This is a genomic window from Streptomyces sp. NPDC039423, from assembly GCF_055598725.1.
Genome location: NZ_JBVKAH010000010.1, coordinates 133,648 through 153,780 on the forward strand (window position 1 = coordinate 133,648; position 20,133 = coordinate 153,780).

Consider the following 20,133-nt stretch of genomic DNA (forward strand, 5'->3'; position numbering starts at 1 on the left):
GCACGGGGTGGTGAGGAGCGGGCGTGGACGAGCGGACGGGACGGGCACCGGCGGCCGAGTACCGGATCGAGGACCTGGCGCACCACAGCGGCGCCACGGTCCGGACCATCCGCGCCTACCAGGACCGGGGGCTGCTGCCGAAGCCGGAGCGGCGCGGCCGGTCCAACGTGTACGGCGAGGCCCATCTGGCGCGCCTGCGGCAGATCGCCGACCTGCTGGAGCGCGGGTACACCCTGGCCTCGATCAAGGAGCTCCTGGAGGCCTGGGACGCGGGCCGGGGCCTGGGCGGTGTCCTGGGCCTCGTCGCCGAGGTGCACGGCCCCTGGACCGACGAGGAGGCCGACCGGATCACCCGGGCGGAGCTGGACGCCGCCTTCGGTGGGACACCGGACGAACGGGCGGTGCGGGAGGCGGTGGAGCTGGGGGTGCTGGAGCGGATCCCGGGCCGGGACGACGAGTTCCTGGTGCCGAGCCCGCAAGAGCTGGCCGTGGCCGCCGAGTTGTACGCGGCCGGAGTGCCGCTGATGGCGATCGCCGGACACCTGAGGGAACTTCGGGGGCAGGTGGAGCACATCGCCCACCGTTTCCTGGAGTTCACCACGGAGCACGTCTTCGCCCGGTACCTCGACCACCGGCCGCCCACGGACGCCGAGGCGTCGGAGGCGGCGGCCCTGGTGCGGCGGCTGCGGCCGCTCGCCCAGCAGTCGGTGGACGCCGAACTGGCCCGTGCCATGCGCGTGTTCGCGCCCCGCCACCTCCAGCGGCATCTATCGCCCGAGGGGCCGCCGGCCACGGACGATCCGGCCCGGCAGGTGGCGCTGCCCGCCGCCATGATCCGCGCTGTCCACCGGCTCGTTGGCGCGGAGAACGCGGCCGCGTTCATCACCGCCGCGACCGAACGGGAGCTCCAGGCACGGGCGATGGACGCACTTGCCGCAAGTCATGGGGAATCAGACGATGTTACTCAAAAGGGCTGAAATTCCCGAGAAGTTGTCCACAGAATCGTCAAATTGCCTGTGGATAACGCGAGTTGTTTGTGGACCAAACCTACGAAGCGAAATTTCTGTGGTCATGACACCGTGATGCCTGACACGCTGACCGGGTGGACACCGAGGAGAGCACGACCGGCATGGACGACCGACGCACGGTGAAGGTGTCGAAGTACCTCGCGAAGCACCTGCGCCACCAGCCCGAGCGGATCGGGCTCGTCCTCGACCCGAACGGCTGGGTCGCCGTCGACGACCTCCTGCGGGCGGCCGCCCGGCACGGCGTCCGGATCACCCGCGCCGAGCTGGAGCACGTCGTCGCCGTCAACGACAAGCGGCGCTTCACGATCGACGGCGACCGGATCCGCGCCAACCAGGGCCACACCGTCGGCGTCGACCTGGACCTGCCGGCCGCCACCCCGCCCGCGTACCTGTACCACGGCACCGTCGCCCGGAACCTGGACGCGATCCGGACCGAGGGCCTGCGCCCGATGGCCCGCCACCACGTCCACCTCTCACCCGACCGCGAGACCGCCACCCGGGTCGGCGCCCGGCGGGGGCGGCCCGTCGTGCTGTCCGTGGACGCCGCGGCCATGCACCGCGACGGCCACGTCTTCCGCGTCAGCGCCAACGGCGTGTGGCTGACCGACGCCGTACCGCCCGCCTACCTCCGCTTCCCCGGCTGACCTCAGCGGCCCCGTCCGCCCAGCTGCGCCAGGGCCTCCGTCGCGATCCGCTCGAAGACGGCCTCGTCGGCGGCGAACATCGTGTCCGCGATCGGCGTGTGGACCACGATCTCGGTGAAGCCCAGCTCGAAGTGGCGGCCCGCGAAGTCGACGAAGGCGTCGAGGGACTCCAGCGGCCGGTCGGGCGTGAACCCCGTCAGCAGGACCTTCTCCAGTTCCGCGCCGTCCCGCCCGATGTCCGCGCACGCCTTGCCGAGCTTGTCCATCTGCGCCGCCAGCGCCTCGCGCGACTGCTCCGGCGTCCCCGACTCGAACAGCTTCGGGTCCCCGGTGGTCACCCACGCCTGTCCGTGCCGCGCGGCCAGCCTCAGCCCCCGCGGGCCGGTGGCGGCGACGGCGAACGGCAGCCGCGGCCGCTGCACGCACCCGGGGACGTTCTGGGCCTCGCCCGCCGAGTAGAAGGTTCCCTCGTGGGTCACCGTCCCCTCGGTCAGCAGCCGGTCCAGCAGCGCCACGAACTCCGCGAACCGGTCCGCCCGCTCCCGCGGCGTCCACGCCTCCTGCCCCAGCGCCGTCGCGTCGAAGCCGTTGCCCCCCGCCCCGATGCCCAGCGTGATCCGCCCGCCGGAGATGTCGTCCAGCGAGATCAGCTCCTTGGCGAGCGTCACCGGGTGCCGGAAGTTCGGCGAGGTCACCAGGGTGCCGAGCCGCATCCGCTCCGTCGCCGCGGCCGCCGCGGTCAGCGTCGGGATCGCGCCGAACCAGGGACCGTCCCGGAACGGCACCCGCCACGACAGGTGGTCATAGGTGTACGCGGTGTGGAAGCCGAGCCGCTCGGCGCGAAGCCACGCGTCGCGGCCGCCGTCGTGCCAGCGGCGGGAAGGGAGGATCACGGTGCTCAAACGCATGGAACGAGCCTACGGTGCCCCCTCGGCGAACCCCGCACGGCTCAGATGTGCGGCTATCCGCACGCCCGTGCACCCCTGTACGGGAGAATGGGCGCGTGACCTCAGCGACCCCTCCCCGTACCCGGCCCACGGCACAGCGACGTCCCCGGCTCATCGCCACCGATCTGGACGGCACGCTCCTGCGCGACGACAAATCGGTGTCCGAGCGGACGGTCTCGGCGCTCGCCGCGGCCGAGGAGGCCGGCATCGAGGTCTTCTTCGTCACCGGCCGCCCGGCCCGCTGGATGGGGGTCGTCAGCGACCACGTGCACGGCCACGGCCTGGCGATCTGCGCCAACGGGGCGGCCGTCGTGGACCTGCACTCCGGGGGCAGGCTGCTGGAGGTCCGGCCGCTGGAGCGGGAGACCGCCCTCGACGTCGTACACACCCTCCGCCGGGAGGCGCCCGGCACCGCGTTCGCGACCGAGTTCACCACCGGCTTCCACTACGAACCGGACTACCCGCCCTTCTGGCCCGACCCGTCCGCCACCGTCGCCCCCGCCGAGAAGCTGCTGCACGAGGAGGAGCCCGGAACCGGCGCGCCCATGCTCAAGCTGCTCGCCCACCACCCCGACCTGACCCCGGACGGCTTCCTCGCGCTGGCGCGCACGGCCGCCGGCGACCGCACCAGCATCACCCGGTCCAGCCCGAGCGCGCTGCTGGAGATCAGCGGCCTGGGCGTCTCCAAGGCGAGCACCCTGGCCCTGTGCTGCGCCGAGCGCGGCATCTCCGCCGACGAGGTGGTGGCGTTCGGGGACATGCCGAACGACATCGAGATGCTGTCCTGGGCCGGCCGGTCGTACGCGATGGGCAACGCGCACCCGGACGTGGTCGCCGCCGCTTCCGGCCGGACCGTCGCCAACAACGACGACGGCGTCGCCCGGATCATCGAGGACATCCTCGGCGCGGCCCACTGACGGCGGCGCTCACCCGGCCCCGCCCCCGCCCAGCCGGACCCCGTGCTCGCCCAGCCAGCGCACCGGGTCCACCGCCGAGCCCATGTACGGGGTGAGCCGCACCTCGAAGTGCAGATGCGGTCCCGTCGAATTGCCGGTGTTGCCGGACCGCCCGACGACCTGGCCGGCCGCGACCGGCTGCCCGGGGGACACCACGGGCGCGGCGAGGTGGGCGTACTGCGAGTACCAGCCGCCCGCGTGCCGTACGACCACCTCGATCCCGAACGCGCCGCCGCAGGACACCGACCGCACCCGCCCGGCGCCGACCGACCGCACGGGGGTGCCGAGGGGCACCGCGAAGTCCTGCCCCGTGTGCCGGTGCGCCCAGTGCGCGCCGGCCCGGTGGAACCCCGCGGACAGGGCGTAGCCCTCCACGGGCGCCACCCACGCCCGCCCGGCCCCCGCCGCCCGGGCTCCCGTACGGGCAGCGGCACCGGCAGCCGCACCCGGCGCCACCGGACCCGCGGGGCCCACGGGAGGCAGGGGGCCCACGGGGGCCGGGGGGCCCACGGAAGGCAGGGGGCCCGCGCCCGGCCCGGCGCCCCCGCACCGCCCCGACGCCACCCGCCGCTCCGCCTCCGCCTGGAGCCGCCACTGGGCCCGCTCCAGCCGGGCCTCGATGCCCCGCCGGACCGCGGCCAGCCGCCGGCGGCGGACGTCCAGGTCGTGCCAGGCCGCGCGGGCCGACCCCTCGGCCAGCGCGAGCCGCCGCTCCGCCGCCCTGGTGCGCGCCATCAGACGGTTGACCGCCCGGTCCGCCTGGCGGGCCAGCCGCTCCGCACGCATCACCTCGTCGGCGTCGTCGCCCAGCAGCAGCCGCGCGGTCAGGCCCGCGGAGCCGCCGCCCCGGTACTGGGCGCGGGCGATCTCACCCATGCGGTCGTTGAGCACCGCGAGCTCGCGCCGCTTGCGGACCAGCTCCCCCTGGAGCCGCCCGGCCAGGGCGCGCTGCGCGTCCGAGGCCCGCCGGCCCTGCTCGTACGCCTCCGTGGCCCGCGCGGCCTCGTCGAAGAGCCGCGCCACGTCGGCCGCGACACCGCCGGGCCCGTCGGCGGCCGGCCCGGCGGCGGCCGCGGGCCGGGGAAGCAGGGCAAGCAGGACGGCCAGCGCCACGAGGAACATCCTGGGATGGTCGCGCCGGGCGCGCCCGATGTCCGGCACTCAGCGGTGTCGTACCGCCGACCGGCCCATCCCGGTTCCGCCGACCGGCCTACGCCCCCACCCGGAAGGCCCGCGCCCGGAAGGCTCAGGCGCCCGTGCGCACCAGCCGGTCGGCCGCCCGCTCCCGCTCCAGCATCCGGCGCAACGGGCCGTCGGAGGCGGCCAGCGCGGCGTACGGGCCGCGCTGCACGGTGCGCCCCTCCTCCAGGACGACGACTTCGTCGACCGCGTCGAGGCCGTGCAGCCGGTGGGTGATCAGCACGGTGGTGCGCCCCTCGGTCACCCGCAGCAGGTCGTCGGTGAGCGCGTCCGCCGTGGCGAGGTCCAGGTGCTCGGCGGGCTCGTCCAGCACGAGGACGGGAAAGTCCGCGAGGAGCGCGCGGGCGAGCGCCAGCCGCTGTCGCTGGCCGCCGGAGAGCCGGGCGCCGTGTTCGCCGACGAGCGTGTCGAGGCCGTCGGGCAGCCCGTCCACCCAGTCCAGCAGACGGGCCCGGTCCAGCGCCGCGCGCAAGGCGTCGTCGCCCGCGCCCGGGCAGGCCAGCCGGAGGTTCTCGCGCAAGGAGCTGTCGAAGGTGTGCGCGTCCTGGGCGCACAGTCCGACCAGGCGGCGCACCTCGTCGCCGTCGAGCGCGGTCGCGTCCACCCCGCCCATCCGGTACGTGCCGTCCCGGGCGTCCAGGAAGCGCAGCAGCACCTGGGCGAGCGTCGTCTTGCCGGACCCGGACGCGCCCACCACGGCGACCCGCCGGCCGGCCTCCAGCCGCAGGTCGAACCCGGCCAGGGCGTCCCGGTCCTGGCCCGCGTACCGGGCGGTGAGGCCGCGCAGCTCCAGCGGGAAGGGGTCGTCCGGCGCCGGCAGCGGCTCGGCCGGCTCGTGTACGGGGACGGGCGCGTCGAGCACCTCGTACACCCGCTCCGCGCTCCGCCGGACCCGCTGGCGGTACTGCACGGCCAGGGGGAGACCGATGACCGCCTCGAACGCGGCCAGCGGGGTCAGGACGACCACCGCCAGCGTCACGCCGTCGAGGCGCCCGTCGTGCACCGCCCGCACGCCCACGAGTGCGGCCGCCGCCACGGTCAGGCCGGTCACCAGCGCCGAGAGCCCGCCGCCCAGGGCGGTGGCGGTGGCCTGCCGGGTGGCGATCCGGGTGAGCGCGCGGTCCGCCTCGCGGGCGCGGGCGACCCGCCCCGGCAGGGCGCCGGCCACCGTCAGCTCGGCGCAGCCGCGCAGCAGGTCCACGACCCGGGCCGCCAGCACCCCGCGTGCCGGGGCGAGCCGGTGCTCGGCGCGGCGGGCGACGGCGCCGGTGAGCAGCGGCACGGCGATCCCCGCGAGGAGGAGGCCCACCGCGAGGACCGCCCCCGCGCCGGGCAGCAGCCACGCGGTGAACCCGACGGCCCCGGCTCCGACGACGGCGGCGGCCCCCGCGGGCAGCAGCCACCGCAGCCAGTAGTCCTGGAGCGCGTCCACATCGGACACGAGCCGCGACAGCAGGTCGCCCCTGCGCACCGTGCGCAACCCGGCCGGCGTGATCCGCTCCAGCCGCCGGTAGACGGCCACCCGCAGTTCGGCGAGCATCCGCAGCACGGTGTCGTGCGACACGAGCCGCTCGGCGTACCGGAACACCGCCCGCCCGATGCCGAACGCGCGGGTCGCCGTCACCGCCACCATCAGGTACAGCACGGGCGGCTGCTCCGAGGCCCGCGAGATCAGCCAGCCGGACACGGCCATGAGCCCCACGGCCGACCCCAGGGCGAGGCTGCCCAGCAGCAGCGCCAGGGCCAGGCGCCCGCGCAGCTCCCCGGCCGTCCCGCGCACCCGCGCGAGCACCCCGCCGCCGCGCCGGGCGTTCGCGGGCCCGGCGTTCGCGGGCCCGGCGTCCGGGGCCCCCGCGACCGCGGGCCCGGCTCCGGCTCGGGCTCCGGCTCCGGCCGCCTTGGCCGCGGCGTCGGCCAGCGCGTCGGCGCCGGCGTCGGCGACCGCGGATCCCATGGTGTCCTGACGCCCGCCGACGAGCCCGAACACCGCGTCGAGCGCGTCGAGCCCGCGTGGTGCGGCCGCTTCCACGGCGGACGTCCCCCCGGAAGCCGCCTCGCCCAGCGTGACGACCCGGTCGGCCACGGCCAGGAGCGCCGGGCGATGGACGACGAGGAGCACGGTGCGCCCCGCCGCGAGGCGGCGTACCGCGTCCACCACGGCCGCCTCCGTGGCGCCGTCGAGCGCCGCCGTCGGCTCGTCCAGCAGCAGCAGCGGCCGGTCGGCCAGGAACGCCCGCGCCAGGGCGAGGCGTTGCCGCTGGCCCGCCGACAGGCCCGCCCCGTCCTCGCCGATCTCCGTGGCCGCGCCCGCCGGCAGGGCGGCCACGAACGCGGTCGCGCCCGCGTCCCGCAACGCCCGGGCGACCGCCTCGTCGTCGGCGTCCGGCCGGGCGAGACGTACGTTCTCCGCGATGGTCCCCGCGAACAGGTACGGCCGCTGCGGCACCCACGCGATCCGTTCCCGCCACCGCTCCGGGTCCACCGACCGCACGTCGACGCCGCCGACACGTACCGCGCCCTCGTCCTCGGCCGGCTCCGCGAACCCCAGCACCACGTCGAGCAGCGTCGACTTGCCGACCCCGCTCGGCCCGACCAGGGCCACCGTCTCGCCCGGTTCGACGACCAGCGAGGCGCCGCGCAGCGACGGCTCCGTACGGCCCGCGTGCCGCACGGTGACGTTCTCCAGCTCCAGCCGCACCGAGCCGGGCACCGCGCCCCCACCGCCGGCCCGGACCGGCGTCTCCAGGACGGCGAAGATCTCCTCGGCGGCCGACAGCCCCTCCGCCGCCGCGTGGTACTGGGCGCCGACCTGCCGCAACGGCAGGTACGCCTCCGGCGCCAGGATCAGGATCACCAGGCCCGTGTACAGGTCCAGGTCCCCGTGCACCAGACGCATGCCGACGCCGACCGCCACCAGGGCCACCGACAGGGTGGACAGCAGCTCCAGGGCGAACGACGACAGGAACGCGATCCGCAGCGTCCGCAGCGTGGCCTGCCGGTACTCGGACGTGATCGCCCGGATCGACTGCGCCTGCGCCTTGGCCCTCCCGAACACCTTCAGCGTCGGCAGCCCCGCCACCACGTCCAGGAAGTGCCCCGACAGCCGGGACAGCAGCGTCCACTGCCTGTCCATCCGGGACTGGGTGGCCCATCCGATGAGGACCATGAAGACGGGGATCAGCGGCAGGGTCCCGACGATGATCGCCGCCGATACCCAGTCCTCGGTGACGATCCGAGCCAGGACCGCCACCGGCACCACCACCGCCAGCCCAAGCTGCGGCAGGTAGCGCGAGAAGTAGTCGTCCAGGGCGTCCACACCGCGCGTGGCCAGTGCCACCAGTGAGCCGGTCCTCTGCCCGCTCAGCCACCCCGGCCCCAGCGTGGCGGCCCGCTCCAGCAGCCGGCCGCGCAGCTCCGATTTGACCGCGGCGCTCGCCCGGTGGGCGGCCAGCTCGGTCAGCCATGACACCAGGCCCCGCCCGATCGCCACGACCGCCAGCAGGACCAGGGGCGTGCCGAGCTCGCCGGCGTCCAGCTCCCGCTGGAAGGCGCCCACCACCACCTCGGCGATGAGCATCGCCTGGGCGACGACCAGCGCCGCCCCGATGACCCCCAGAGCCACCACCGCCGCAAGGAACAGACGGGTGGCCCGGGCGTACCGAAGCAGACGCGGGTCGATCGGTTTCACGTGAAACATCCCCTACTAGTGCGCGGCGTCGGCGATGTGCTGCGTGCCGATCCGCTTGCGGAACACCCAGTACGTCCAGCCCTGGTAGAGCATCACCAGCGGTGCGGCGATGGCCGCGCACCAGGTCATGATCCTCAGGGTGTACGGGCTGGAGGCCGAGTTGCTGACGGTCAGGCTCCAGGCGGGGTCCAGCGAGGACGGCATGACGTTCGGGAAGAGGGTCAGGAACAGCATCGCGACCGCTGCCGCGATGGTGATGCCCGACAGCGCGAACGACCACCCTTCGCGCCCCGCCTTGATCGCGCCGACCGCGCCGACCAGCGCCACGGCGGCGACCACCATGGCTACCAGGCTCGTGCCGTCGCCCCGGGAGAGCTGGAGCCGGCCGAGGAAGCCGAGGGACAGCACCACGGTGAGCAGCCCCAGCGTCAGTGCGAGCTTCCGTGCCCGCACCCGGATATCGCCGACCGTTTTCAGGGCGGTGAACACCGTCCCGTGGAAGGTGAAGAGCGTGAGGGTCACCAGCCCACCCAGCAGCGCGAACGGGTTGAGCAGGTCGGCCAGCGAGCCCACGTACTCCTTGGTGGCGTCGATCCGCACGCCCCGCACGATGTTGGCGAAGGCGACACCCCACAGGAACGCGGGGATCAGCGACGTCCAGAAGATCGCCTGCTCCCAGTTGCGCTGCCACTTCTCCTCCGGGCGCTTGGCCCGGTACTCGAAGGCGACACCCCGCACGATCAGGCACACCAGGATGACCAGCAGCGGCAGGTAGAAACCGGAGAACAGGGTGGCGTACCAGTCGGGGAAGGCCGCGAAGGTGGCGCCGCCCGCCGTGAGCAGCCACACCTCGTTGCCGTCCCAGACGGGCCCGATGGTGTTGATCAGCACCCGCTTCTCCACCCGGTCACGGGCCAGCAGCTTGGTCAGGACACCGACGCCGAAGTCGAAGCCCTCCAGGAAGAAGTAGCCGGTCCACAGGACGGCGATGAGCACGAACCAGATGTCGTGAAGTTCCATGCCTCAGCTCCTCAGTACGAAAAGGCCATCGGCCGGTCGACTTCACGCTCGGGGTTCTCCGGGTCCCGGTCGTGGCCGCCGATCTTGGTGGGCGGGTTGAGGTCGGACTCCGTCAGTTCGGGCGGGCCGGCCTTGACGTACTTCACGAGCAGCTTCACCTCGACCACGGCGAGCACCGCGTAGAGGGCCGTGAAGACGATCATGGAAGTGAGCACCTCGGCCTGCGAGACGCCGGGCGAGACCGCGTCACGGGTGCGCAGGACCCCGTAGACCACCCAGGGCTGGCGGCCCATCTCCGTGAAGATCCAGCCCCAGGAGTTGGCGATCAGCGGGAAGGCCAGCGTCCAGAGGGCCACCAGCCAGTACAGCCTGGTCAGCTTGGGGCTGAGCGGGTTCTTGAACAGCACCAGGTTGGGCACCTCGTCGTCCCCCACCCGCAGGCGCGCGGGCAGCATGAACCGCTTCCGCGTCAGCCACAGACCGAGCAGCCCCAGCGAGAAGGACGCCATGCCGAAGCCGATCATCCAGCGGAAGCCCCAGTACGCCACCGGGATGTTGGGCCGGTAGTCGCCGGGACCGAACTTCTCCTGGAGCGCCTTGTTGGTGTCGTTGATGCCGGGGACGTACGACTCGAAGTCGCTGTGCGCGAGGAAGGACAGCAGACCGGGGATCTCGACCGCGACCTTGTTGTGGCCCTTGTCCACGTCACCCACGGCGAACACCGAGAAGGGCGCCGGCTTCTCGCCCTCCCAGAGCGCCTCGGCGGCGGCCATCTTCATCGGCTGCTGCTCGTACATGACCTTGCCGAGGAAGTCACCGCTGATCGCGGTCAGCATCCCGCCGGCCACCACGGTCACCAGCCCCAGTCGCAGCGAGGTCTTCATCACCGGGATGTGCTTCCTGCGCGCCAGGTGGAAGGCGGCGATGCCGACCATGAACGCGCCACCGGTGAGGAAGGCCGCGGACATGGTGTGGAAGACCTGCGTGAGCGTCGTGTTCTGAGTGAGCACGGCCAGGAAGTCGGTGAGCTCGGCGCGCCCCGTCTTCTCGTTGATCTTGTACCCGACCGGGTGCTGCATCCAGGAGTTGGCCGCCAGGATGAAGTAGGCCGACAGGACGGTGCCGATCGACACCATCCATATGCAGGCCAGGTGGATCCTCTTCGGCAGCTTGTCCCAGCCGAAGATCCACAGACCGATGAAGGTCGACTCGAAGAAGAAGGCGATCAGCGCCTCGAAGGCGAGCGGCGCCCCGAAGACATCACCGACGAAGCGCGAGTAGTCGGACCAGTTCATGCCGAACTGGAACTCCTGCACGATGCCGGTGACCACACCCATCGCGATGTTGATGAGGAAGAGCTTTCCCCAGAACTTCGTGGCCCTGAGGTACTTCTCCTTCTCGGTCCGCACCCACGCCGTCTGGAGACCGGCGGTCAGTGCGGCGAGGGAGATCGTCAGGGGAACGAAGAGGAAGTGGTAGACGGTCGTGATACCGAACTGCCATCTCGCCAGCGTCTCTGGCGCCAGAGCCAGCTCCACAGCTTCTCCTTACGGCCTACGTCCTACGGTCCGGACGTCCTTGCGTCGCCTCGCCGATTCCGGGGGATCTTGGGAGGAACCAGGCGCGCTTGTGAATGCGTTCACAATCACAAGCTATTATGACTCAAACGAAATCCGTACCGGAAGCCGGGGGGTCCCTTCCGCAGAACTTCAACATCTTGTTGAATTCCGCGCATGCAGATCCGAATCTCCTGGCCCGCCGGCCAGGTCACCGCGACCCTCGGCGACACCCCCACGAGCAAGGCGCTCGCGGCGGTCCTCCCGCTCACGTCCACGGCGCACACCTGGGGCGAGGAGGTCTACTTCGACACCCCCGCCTCCCCCGCCCTGGAGGCCGACGCCCGCCAGGTGGTCGAGCCCGGCACGGTCGCCTTCTGGACCGAGGGCGACGCACTCGCCCTGCCGTACGGCCCCACCCCGATCTCACGCGGCGACGAATGCCGCCTCGCGAGCCCCTGCAACATCCTCGGCCGCGTCGACGGCGACCCCCGCGCCCTCGCCACGGTCCGCCCGGGCGACCCCATCCGCGTGGAACCGGCCCACCCCTGACGGGCATCTCGCCGGTCTTGACGGGCTCACGAGGCCCGGCCCCGCACGCGCAAACGCCCCCGGGCACACCCGAGGGCGCGCGCCCGCGTTCTCGTCAGTAGCGCTCCTTGCGGAACGCCTCCGCCGCCCGCAGGAAGATGTCGTTGGCCTCGGTCTCACCGATGGTGACCCGCACACCCTCGCCCGGGAAGCCCCGCACGACCACACCCGCCTGCTCGCACGCGGCCGCGAAGTCCACGGTCAGCTCACCCAGCCGCAGCCAGACGAAGTTGGCCTGCGTCTCCGGCACCGTCCAGCCCTGGCCGACGAGCCCCTCGTACACCCGCTGCCGCTCGCACACCAGCGAGCCCACACGTCCCAGCAGCTCGTCCTCCGCCCGCAGGGAGGCCACCGCCGCGTCCTGCGCGAGCTGGCTCACACCGAACGGGACGGCCGTCTTGCGCAGGGCGGCAGCCACCGGCTCGTGCGCGACCGCGAAGCCGACGCGCAGACCGGCCAGCCCGTAGGCCTTGGAGAAGGTCCGCAGCACCGCCACGTTGGGGCGTTCGCGGTAGATCTCCACACCGTCCGGCACCTCGGCGTCCCGGATGAACTCGCGGTACGCCTCGTCCAGGACAACCAGCACATCGGACGGCACCCGGTCCAGGAACCGCTCCAGCTCGGCCCTGCGCACCACGGTGCCGGTCGGGTTGTTGGGGTTGCAGACGAAAATCAGCCGCGTCCGGTCGGTGATCGCCTCCGCCATCGCGTCCAGGTCGTGGACATCACCGGGGGTGAGCGGCACCTGCACCGGCGTCGCACCACTGATCTGCGTGATGATCGGGTACGCCTCGAAGGACCGCCAGGCGTAGATGACCTCGTCGCCGGGGCCGGAGGTGGCCTGGACGAGCTGCTGGGCCACACCGACCGACCCCGTGCCGGTGGCCAGGTGCGTGGCGGGCACGCCGAAGCGCTCGGCGAGCTCGTTCATCAGGCCCGTGCAGGCCATGTCCGGGTAGCGGTTGAACGCGGACGCGGCGGCCAGCGCGCTCTCCATCACGCCGGGCAGCGGCGGATAGGGGTTCTCGTTGGAGGACAGCTTGTACGCGACCGGCCCCTCCGAGGCGGCGGGCTTGCCCGGCCGGTAGGTGGGGATGCCGCCCAGCACGGCGCGCAGCTTCGGGCTCGTCTCGCTCACTCTGGTCCTCCTCGACCGTACGTACCACCAATACTGCTCACCATATGAGGATTCGGCCCCGCTGCGAATGGCCGATTTTTCGGACCGGCCCGTACGGGCTTCCCGCCCGCCCCCGCGAGGCTCCCGCCACACGCCCCGCACGCTCCCCGTGCGCACCTCCCCGCGCACTGCTCGCGCCACCGGCGCGGGGCTCGGGGGAGCGCTCCCGCCAAAGCCGCGCGCCCATGGCTCGCGCCGTGGCGCGCATCCCCCGTAGAGGTGAGTTGAGACCTCATCGAAACCTCGCCCATTGGACAGGCCCATACGCACCGACAAGTCGCGGAGCCAAGGAAACCACCCCAACTGCCTTTCATTTAAAGGCTATTGGGGGGTGGCGACCGTGCAGAAACGTGCCTGTCAACGAGTGAATATGCGGACGGCCCAACCGCCCGCCCTCGCCCTACTATCGGCTCGCCATGACAGCAGCAGGGAAGCACCAGGTGAGCCGGGCACAGACCCGGGGAAGCCGGCAAGGGCGAGCGGGCATCCGGGACGTGGCCGCCGCAGCCGGGGTCTCCATCACGACTGTCTCCGACGCGCTCAACGGCAAGGGCCGGCTCCCGGACGCCACCCGCCGCCATGTCCGCGAGGTCGCCGACCGGCTGGGCTACCGCCCGTCCGCCGCGGCCCGCACGCTCCGTACCGGCAAGTCCGGCCTCATCGGCCTGACCGTGACGACCTACGGGGATGAACCTTTCACCTTCACCGAATTCGCGTACTTCGCAGAGATGGCCAGGGCCGCCACCTCCGCCGCGCTCGCCCGCGGCTACGCCCTGGTCATCCTCCCCGCCACCTCCCGCCATGACGTTTGGTCGAACGTCGCCCTCGACGGCACCGTCGTCATCGACCCCTCCGACCACGACCCGGTCGTCACCGAGCTCGTCCGCCAGGGCCTCCCCGTCGTCTCCGACGGCCGTCCGGCCGGCACGCTCCCGGTCACCGCCTGGGTCGACAACGACCACGAAGCCGCCGTCCTCGACCTGCTCGACCACCTCGCCGCCGCCGGCGCCCGCCGGATCGGCCTGCTCACCGGCACCACCACCGACACGTACACCCGTCTGTCCACCACCGCGTATCTGAACTGGTGCGAGCGGGTCGGGCAGGACCCGGTCTACGAGGCTTATCCGGCCCACGACCCGTGCGCCGGCGCGGTGGCCGCCGACCGGCTGCTGGCCAGGCCGGACCGCCCCGACGCCGTGTACGGCCTGTTCGACCCCAACGGCACCGACCTGCTCGCGGCCGCACGGCGCTACGGGCTGCGGGTGCCGGACGACCTGCTGCTGGTGTGCTGCAGCGAGTCGACCGTCTACGCCGCCACGGAACCGCCCATCACCACCCTTTCCCTCAAGCCCCGGCGGATCGGTACGGCTGTCGTGCAACTGCTGATCGACGCCATCGAGGGCATCGACGCCGACCGGCCGGTCGAGCAGGTGATACCGACCGAGCTCATCGTCCGGACGTCTTCCCAGCGGCGCCCCCCGCGGACGACCGTCAGCCCTCCCCGGTCGCCCTCCCAGGAGTGACCGGGGAGCGGTCCCCGGAGTGACCGCGAAGCGGCCACCGGGGGCCGCCACCGGCTGTCTCCGGTCAAAGCCGTGGGCAAACCTGCCCAATCAGGGGCGAATCGACCGGTGAACTCGCGGTGCACCCGGATTCACCACCCCTGGTGCGTCACAGAGCACAAGGCTCATTCCTATGATGGGCGGACGACACCGCGGACCGCCCCGACCAGGCCGGTCCGGCAGGTGTAGGGCGTCGCGACGGTGGTGGAGGGGTCGATGACTCAGGGGGCCGGTCAGGGACCCGTGGTGCGGACGGCGACGTTGCGCGACTTCCGCGTACCGCCGTATGCCCAGGTGCCCGTGCAGGGTCATGCCGCTCACATGGGCAACGGGTTTCCCGAGGTTGAGCTGCCGGAGGGCTACACGCCCACCGAGCGCGACCTTCCGGTGATCAACCGCGGCGACACCGTGCAGGTGTCCGTCGCCCCCGAGGCGGTCCCGGCCGCGGCTCCGGCGCCCGCCGCCGACAACGGCCCCGGTCCGCTGTTCGTGGTGGGCGACGTCCACGGCTACCTCGACGAGCTCCTCGCCGCCCTGCACCACCAGGGCCTCATCGACACGGAGGGGCACTGGTCCGCGGGCAACGCCCGGCTCTGGTTCCTGGGCGACTTCACCGACCGCGGCCCCGACGGCATCGGCGTCATCGACCTCGTGATGCGGCTCTCCGCGGAGGCCGCCGCGGCCGGCGGCTACTGCAAGGCCCTGATGGGCAACCACGAGCTGCTGCTGATCGGCGCCAAGCGCTTCGCGGACACCCCTGTCAACTCCGGTGCGGGCACCGCCACCTTCCAGGCGGCCTGGCTGCTCAACGGCGGCCAGAAGAGCGACATGGACCGGCTCCAGGACGTCCACCTCCAGTGGATGTCCCGGCTCGACGCCGTGGTGGAGGAGGACGGCCATCTGCTGCTGCACTCCGACACCACCGCGTACCTGGAGTACGGATCGACCATCGAGGACGTCAACGACACCGTCCACGAGATCCTCACCCGCAACGACGCGGACGAGTGCTGGGACCTGTTCCGCAAGATGACCAAGCGCTTCGCCTTCCGCGACGAGGGCGGCCCCACGGCCGTGCAGGAGCTGCTGGCGGCCTACGGCGGCCGGCGCGTCGTCCACGGTCACAGCCCCATTCCGTATCTGCTGGGCGAAGTGGGCTCCGAGGACGGCGAGGACGGTTCCGGCCCGACGGTCGAGGGACCGCACGTGTACGCGGACGGGCTCGCGATCGCCATGGACGGCGGTGTGACCATGGCCGGAAAGCTACTGGTCGTCCAACTCCCGCTGCCCGACTGAGACATCACGCAGCGCAACCGGGCCAGGCGATTTCCGGAAATCCTCTGTCACCCCCCGCCGTAACGGCTCTACCATCGGTATTTCCGTAGCAGGCTCTCCTCCGTTTCTGCCCGGGCGCCCGTTCTACGCGGGCAAACAGGGCTCACGGAGCATCGGGGGATGCACATGAAAAGCGCTCCGCACCTGCTGTCCGAGGACCGCGCCGAATACGAGCGCATCCTCGACGACGCGCTGCGCACCGCGCACGACCGACCGGATCTGTCCGGGATCGGGCAGCGGCTCAACACCGAGCAACTGCGCACCCTGGCCCTGAACGCCACCGCGCTGATATCCGCGGCCGCCGCCGCGGAGTACGACCACTTCGTCAAGGTGCGCGAGGACGCGCGCACGCCCGGCGGGGTCTCCGCCCTCGGCTCCGTCCTGGCCTCGGCGGGCGACGAGGCCGATGGAGGTCCGGGCGCCGGGGTCGGCGTCATCGTCACCGTGCTGGCACCGGTTCTGGCCGGTACCGCCGCGATCATCTTCCTGCTGGTGGGTTACGTCCTGAAGATGCTGGACCCGGCACCCGCCTTCGCCGATTCACTGCTCACCGCAGGCTGGTTCTTCGGGGCGGTGACGGCCGCCGGCATCCTGGCGGCCGCGATCGGTCTGCTGATCACGGCACTGCGCAACAGCTCCACCCAGGTACCGGCGCAGGACCCGGAAGGGGAGCTGCCCGACGAGGTCGGCCGTGCCAGAGAGGCCTGGCGGCACGCGCTGCTCGAACGGGGCATCCTGCCGTTCCTGCGGAACGCCCTGGCCGATCCCAGCGCCGATCCGCTGTCGGAAGTGCCCCCGCGCCATGTCGACCGGATTCCGAAGGTGGGCTACAGCGGGCCGGACTTCTCCAGTCCCAGCGAAGGTGGCGGAGGCGCTCGTCCCACCTTCACCAGCCCCGACTTCAGCAGCCCGGACTTCGGCGGTCCGGAGCACCAGCCGGACTGAGGTCGCCGGCCGGACTGAGGTCGCCGGCGCCTGTTTCACGTGAAACGAACTGACGTTTCACGTGAAACAGGCCGGCGCTCCACCGGGACGGGCCGGGGCACCGGCGGTCGTCAGTCCGCCAGCGGCAGGTAGACGCGGTTGCCGGCCGCGGCGAACTCCGCGGACTTCTCCGCCATTCCGGCCTCGATCTCCTGCTCCTTGAGGTCGCCGCCGTGCTCCCGGCGGATGTCCTGCGAGATCTTCATCGAGCAGAACTTCGGTCCGCACATGGAGCAGAAGTGCGCGGTCTTGGCCGGTTCGGCCGGCAGCGTCTCGTCGTGGAACTCCCGGGCGGTGTCCGGGTCGAGGGCCAGGTTGAACTGGTCCTCCCACCGGAACTCGAACCGGGCGTCCGACAGGGCGTCGTCCCACTCCTGGGCTCCGGGGTGCCCCTTGGCGAGGTCCGCCGCGTGAGCCGCGATCTTGTAGGTGATGACGCCGGTCTTCACATCGTCCCGGTTGGGGAGGCCCAGGTGCTCCTTGGGCGTGACGTAGCAGAGCATCGCCGTGCCCCACCAGGCGATCATCGCCGCACCGATGCCGGAGGTGATGTGGTCGTAGGCGGGCGCCACATCGGTGGTCAGCGGGCCCAGCGTGTAGAAGGGCGCCTCCTCGCAGATCTCCTGCTGGAGGTCGATGTTCTCCTTGATCTTGTGCATCGGGACGTGTCCCGGGCCCTCGATCATCGTCTGCACGTTGTGCCGCTTGGCGATCCGGTTCAGCTCGCCGAGCGTGCGCAGCTCCGCGAACTGCGCCTCGTCGTTGGCGTCCGCGATCGAGCCGGGCCGCAGGCCGTCGCCGAGCGAGTACGTCACGTCGTAGGCGGCGAGGATCTCGCAGAGCTCCTCGAAGTTCTCGTACAGGAACGACTCCTTGTGGTGCGCCAGGCACCACGCGGCCATGATCGAGCCGCCGCGGGAGACGATGCCGGTCTTGCGGCGCGCGGTCAGCGGCACGTACCGCAGGAGCACACCGGCGTGGACGGTCATGTAGTCGACGCCCTGCTCGGCCTGCTCGATGACCGTGTCCTTGTAGATCTCCCAGGTCAGCTCCTCGGCCTTGCCGTCGACCTTCTCCAGGGCCTGGTAGAGCGGCACGGTGCCGATCGGCACGGGCGAGTTGCGCAACACCCACTCGCGGGTGGTGTGGATGTTGCGGCCGGTGGAGAGGTCCATGACCGTGTCGGCACCCCAGCGGGTGGCCCAGGTCATCTTCTCCACCTCCTCTTCGATGGAGGAGGTGACCGCCGAGTTGCCGATGTTGGCGTTGACCTTCACCAGGAACCGCTTGCCGATGATCATCGGCTCGATCTCCGGGTGGTTGACGTTGGCCGGCAGCACCGCGCGCCCGGCCGCGATCTCCTCGCGGACAACCTCGGGGGAGACGTTCTCGCGCAGGGCGACGTACTCCATTTCCGGTGTGATCTCGCCCCTGCGGGCGTACGCGAGCTGCGTCACCGCCTGGCCGTCACGGCCCCTGCGGGGCTGGCGCGGACGGCCCGGGAAGACGGCGTCGAGGTTGCGCAGCCCGCCGCGCGGCGCGGTGTGCTTGATCCCGTCGTCCTCGGGACGGACGGGCCGGCCGGCGTACTCCTCTGTGTCCCCGCGGCCGATGATCCAGTTCTCGCGCAGCGGCGGCAGACCGCGGCGGACGTCGGTCTCGACGTCCGGATCGGTGTACGGCCCGGACGTGTCGTACAGCGTGACGTCCTTGCCGTTGGTGAGGTGCACCTTGCGGACCGGCACCCGGAGGTCGGGGCGGCTGCCCTCGATGTACCCCTTGTGCCAGCCGATGGACTTCCCGGCCTCGTCGTTCTGGTTCGAGGCAGGCGTGCGTGCGTCCTGAACGGTCATCGTGACCTACTCCCTACGCCGGCATTACCCGGTAACAGGTTCGGCGGTCGACGCAGCGGTTCCCGTACTCCTCGTACGGAGGTCAGCGCCCTCTCAGCCCGGTGCTCCGAGCTCCCGCGTGTGCAAAGGTGCCACCACGCTAGCGCCCTCCCGGCCACGCTGAACAGAGGGCCCCCGTCGTTCTTGCGATGATCGGTCGGTGACTTCCTCGCAGCAGTCCCCCGAACCGACCGGACAGGCACATGGGCATACCCACAGCCACGCGCACGCCCACGGGCCCGCCGCGCCCGTCTCGCTACACCTGCGCAAGGTCATCGCGGCAGTGCTCATCCCCTTCGCGACGGCGGTGCTGGTGGGCCTCGCGGTGCTGTGGCCCGGCGGAGCCCCGGAGCACGAGCGGACGGGTGTCGGCTTCGACCGGCAGACCGAGCAGGGCACGGTGGTCCGGGTCGACCGGGTGGACTGCAAGGACGTGAACGCCGCGCAGGTCCCGCCGACCGGCGACACCACCACGCCCGAGGGGCGTGAGGCGGTCAACTCCCAGCAGGGGCAGTGCGCCAAGGCGACCATCGAGGTCACCACCGGTAAGGACAAGGGCCGTCGGTTCGTCGAGGTCGTGCAGCCCGACGCCTCGCGCCAACTGGAGCAGGGACAGGGCGTGGTGGTGGCCTACGCCCCCGACGCCCCGCGCGACCTGCAGTATTCGGTGACCGATGTGGACCGCAAGCTGCCGATGCTGCTGCTGGCCGGCATCTTCGCGCTGGTGGTGGTGGTCGTGGGCCGGATGCGCGGGGTGATGGCGCTGGTGGCCCTGGCGGTGAGCTTCGCCGTGCTCACGATGTTCATCCTGCCCGCCATCCTCCAGGGCTCCAACCCGCTGGTCGTGGCGGTGATCGGGTCGAGCGCCATCATGCTGATCGCGCTCTACAGCTGTCACGGCCTGACCGCGCGTACCTCGGTGGCGGTGCTGGGAACGCTGATCTCCCTGCTGCTGATCGGTCTGCTGGGATCGCTGTTCATCGACTGGGCGTCGCTGACCGGGAACACCGACGACAACACGGGCCTGATCCACGGCCTCTACCCGGACATCGACATGTCCGGGCTGCTGCTGGCCGGGGTCATCATCGGTTCGCTCGGTGTGCTCGACGACGTGACGGTGACCCAGACGTCGGCGGTGTGGGAACTGCACCAGGCGGACCCGGGCATGGGGCCGCGCGCCCTGTACCGGGCCGCCATCCGTATCGGCCGCGACCACATCGCCTCGGTGGTGAACACTCTGGTGCTCGCGTACGCGGGGGCGGCGCTGCCCCTGTTGCTGCTCTTCTCGATCGCCCAGAGCAGCGTGGGGACGGTCGCCAACAGCGAACTGGTCGCCGTGGAAATCGTGCGGACTCTGGTGGGTTCGATCGGTCTGGTGGCCTCCGTACCGGTCACCACCGCGCTGGCCGCCATGGTCGTCTCGGCCGACCGGCCGGCCGCCGGGACGGCGCCGGCGCCCCGCGGTGGGGGCCGGGGCCGGCGGCGCAAGCGGTAGTCCGGCAGGCCGGTCGGCCGGCGGGCCGGCGGGCCGGCCGGTGGAGTCGGTCGCGGTCAGC

At 72.1% G+C, this 20,133-nt stretch carries 15 protein-coding genes; 8 read left to right on the plus strand and 7 right to left on the minus strand.

The window, feature by feature from the left end:
* The first annotated feature begins 23 nt into the window (after positions 1-23).
* Together ACZ7LK_RS27615 and ACZ7LK_RS27620 are read left to right on the plus strand one after the other, a co-directional pair.
* Positions 24-977 (plus strand): MerR family transcriptional regulator, encoded by a 954-nt coding sequence (locus ACZ7LK_RS27615; protein ID WP_471143934.1) that lies wholly within the window; start codon positions 24-26, stop codon positions 975-977.
* 152 nt (positions 978-1,129) lie between these two features.
* On the plus strand, positions 1,130-1,672 hold the full coding sequence (locus ACZ7LK_RS27620; protein WP_471143983.1) for an RNA 2'-phosphotransferase: 543 nt from the start codon (positions 1,130-1,132) through the stop codon (positions 1,670-1,672).
* Between the two features lie 2 nt (positions 1,673-1,674).
* On the opposite strand, the gene ACZ7LK_RS27625 is transcribed toward ACZ7LK_RS27620, so the two are convergent.
* Positions 1,675-2,580 carry an LLM class flavin-dependent oxidoreductase gene (locus tag ACZ7LK_RS27625; protein ID WP_469464019.1) on the minus strand — a complete coding sequence of 302 codons (906 nt, stop codon included), beginning with the start codon at positions 2,578-2,580 and terminating at the stop codon, positions 1,675-1,677.
* A gap of 95 nt (positions 2,581-2,675) precedes the next feature.
* Between ACZ7LK_RS27625 and ACZ7LK_RS27630 the strand changes: the two genes are divergently transcribed.
* Positions 2,676-3,536, plus strand: a complete 861-nt coding sequence (locus ACZ7LK_RS27630) for a Cof-type HAD-IIB family hydrolase (protein ID WP_392276772.1) — start codon at positions 2,676-2,678, stop codon at positions 3,534-3,536.
* Between the two features lie 9 nt (positions 3,537-3,545).
* Here the strand turns inward: ACZ7LK_RS27630 and ACZ7LK_RS27635 are convergent, their stop codons facing one another.
* The 4 genes from ACZ7LK_RS27635 to ACZ7LK_RS27650 all read right to left on the minus strand — a co-directional run bounded on the left by ACZ7LK_RS27635 (position 3,546) and on the right by ACZ7LK_RS27650 (position 11,021).
* On the minus strand, positions 3,546-4,697 hold the full coding sequence (locus tag ACZ7LK_RS27635; protein WP_471143936.1) for a peptidoglycan DD-metalloendopeptidase family protein: 1,152 nt from the start codon (positions 4,695-4,697) through the stop codon (positions 3,546-3,548).
* A gap of 124 nt (positions 4,698-4,821) precedes the next feature.
* On the minus strand, positions 4,822-8,472 hold the full coding sequence (cydD, locus tag ACZ7LK_RS27640; RefSeq protein ID WP_471143937.1) for a thiol reductant ABC exporter subunit CydD: 3,651 nt from the start codon (positions 8,470-8,472) through the stop codon (positions 4,822-4,824).
* A 6-nt stretch (positions 8,473-8,478) separates the two neighbouring features.
* Positions 8,479-9,483, minus strand: a complete 1,005-nt coding sequence (gene cydB, locus ACZ7LK_RS27645; protein WP_469464022.1) for a cytochrome d ubiquinol oxidase subunit II — start codon at positions 9,481-9,483, stop codon at positions 8,479-8,481.
* 11 nt (positions 9,484-9,494) lie between these two features.
* On the minus strand, positions 9,495-11,021 hold the full coding sequence (locus tag ACZ7LK_RS27650; protein ID WP_469464023.1) for a cytochrome ubiquinol oxidase subunit I: 1,527 nt from the start codon (positions 11,019-11,021) through the stop codon (positions 9,495-9,497).
* Positions 11,022-11,216: 195 nt separating this feature from the next.
* Between ACZ7LK_RS27650 and ACZ7LK_RS27655 the strand changes: the two genes are divergently transcribed.
* Complete coding sequence (locus tag ACZ7LK_RS27655) at positions 11,217-11,591, plus strand: cyclophilin-like fold protein (protein WP_469464024.1); 375 nt, start codon at positions 11,217-11,219, stop codon at positions 11,589-11,591.
* 94 nt (positions 11,592-11,685) lie between these two features.
* Here ACZ7LK_RS27655 and hisC read toward each other — a convergent pair whose 3' ends face one another.
* The gene (gene hisC, locus ACZ7LK_RS27660) at positions 11,686-12,768 is read right to left on the minus strand and encodes a histidinol-phosphate transaminase (RefSeq protein WP_392276766.1); all 1,083 of its coding nucleotides are present in this window, start codon (positions 12,766-12,768) and stop codon (positions 11,686-11,688) included.
* A 455-nt stretch (positions 12,769-13,223) separates the two neighbouring features.
* On the opposite strand from hisC, the gene ACZ7LK_RS27665 reads away from it, so the two are divergent.
* From ACZ7LK_RS27665 to ACZ7LK_RS27675, 3 genes are all read left to right on the plus strand, one after another.
* The gene (locus ACZ7LK_RS27665) at positions 13,224-14,330 is read left to right on the plus strand and encodes a LacI family DNA-binding transcriptional regulator (protein ID WP_392276765.1); all 1,107 of its coding nucleotides are present in this window, start codon (positions 13,224-13,226) and stop codon (positions 14,328-14,330) included.
* 240 nt (positions 14,331-14,570) lie between these two features.
* Positions 14,571-15,662 (plus strand): metallophosphoesterase, encoded by a 1,092-nt coding sequence (locus ACZ7LK_RS27670; protein ID WP_392276764.1) that lies wholly within the window; start codon positions 14,571-14,573, stop codon positions 15,660-15,662.
* A 159-nt stretch (positions 15,663-15,821) separates the two neighbouring features.
* A complete protein-coding gene (locus tag ACZ7LK_RS27675; RefSeq protein ID WP_469464025.1) occupies positions 15,822-16,646 on the plus strand; it encodes a hypothetical protein in 825 nt (274 codons plus the stop codon).
* Positions 16,647-16,756: 110 nt separating this feature from the next.
* Here the strand turns inward: ACZ7LK_RS27675 and thiC are convergent, their stop codons facing one another.
* The gene (gene thiC / locus ACZ7LK_RS27680; protein ID WP_471143939.1) at positions 16,757-18,538 is read right to left on the minus strand and encodes a phosphomethylpyrimidine synthase ThiC; all 1,782 of its coding nucleotides are present in this window, start codon (positions 18,536-18,538) and stop codon (positions 16,757-16,759) included.
* A 199-nt stretch (positions 18,539-18,737) separates the two neighbouring features.
* On the opposite strand from thiC, the gene ACZ7LK_RS27685 reads away from it, so the two are divergent.
* Positions 18,738-20,072: a YibE/F family protein gene (locus ACZ7LK_RS27685; protein ID WP_392276761.1), complete on the plus strand. Its 1,335-nt coding sequence runs from the start codon at positions 18,738-18,740 to the stop codon at positions 20,070-20,072.
* Positions 20,073-20,133 lie beyond the last annotated feature (61 nt).

Coding starts and splice junctions, on each gene's coding strand:
- ACZ7LK_RS27620 (WP_471143983.1), top strand. CDS start 1,130: ATGGACGACCGACGCACGGTGAAGGTGTCGAAGTACCTCGCGAAGCAC.
- ACZ7LK_RS27625 (WP_469464019.1), bottom strand. CDS start 2,580: ATGCGTTTGAGCACCGTGATCCTCCCTTCCCGCCGCTGGCACGACGGC.
- ACZ7LK_RS27635 (WP_471143936.1), bottom strand. CDS start 4,697: ATGTTCCTCGTGGCGCTGGCCGTCCTGCTTGCCCTGCTTCCCCGGCCC.
- cydD (WP_471143937.1), bottom strand. CDS start 8,472: ATGTTTCACGTGAAACCGATCGACCCGCGTCTGCTTCGGTACGCCCGG.
- cydB (WP_469464022.1), bottom strand. CDS start 9,483: ATGGAACTTCACGACATCTGGTTCGTGCTCATCGCCGTCCTGTGGACC.
- ACZ7LK_RS27655 (WP_469464024.1), top strand. CDS start 11,217: ATGCAGATCCGAATCTCCTGGCCCGCCGGCCAGGTCACCGCGACCCTC.
- ACZ7LK_RS27665 (WP_392276765.1), top strand. CDS start 13,224: ATGACAGCAGCAGGGAAGCACCAGGTGAGCCGGGCACAGACCCGGGGA.
- ACZ7LK_RS27675 (WP_469464025.1), top strand. CDS start 15,822: ATGCACATGAAAAGCGCTCCGCACCTGCTGTCCGAGGACCGCGCCGAA.
- thiC (WP_471143939.1), bottom strand. CDS start 18,538: ATGACCGTTCAGGACGCACGCACGCCTGCCTCGAACCAGAACGACGAG.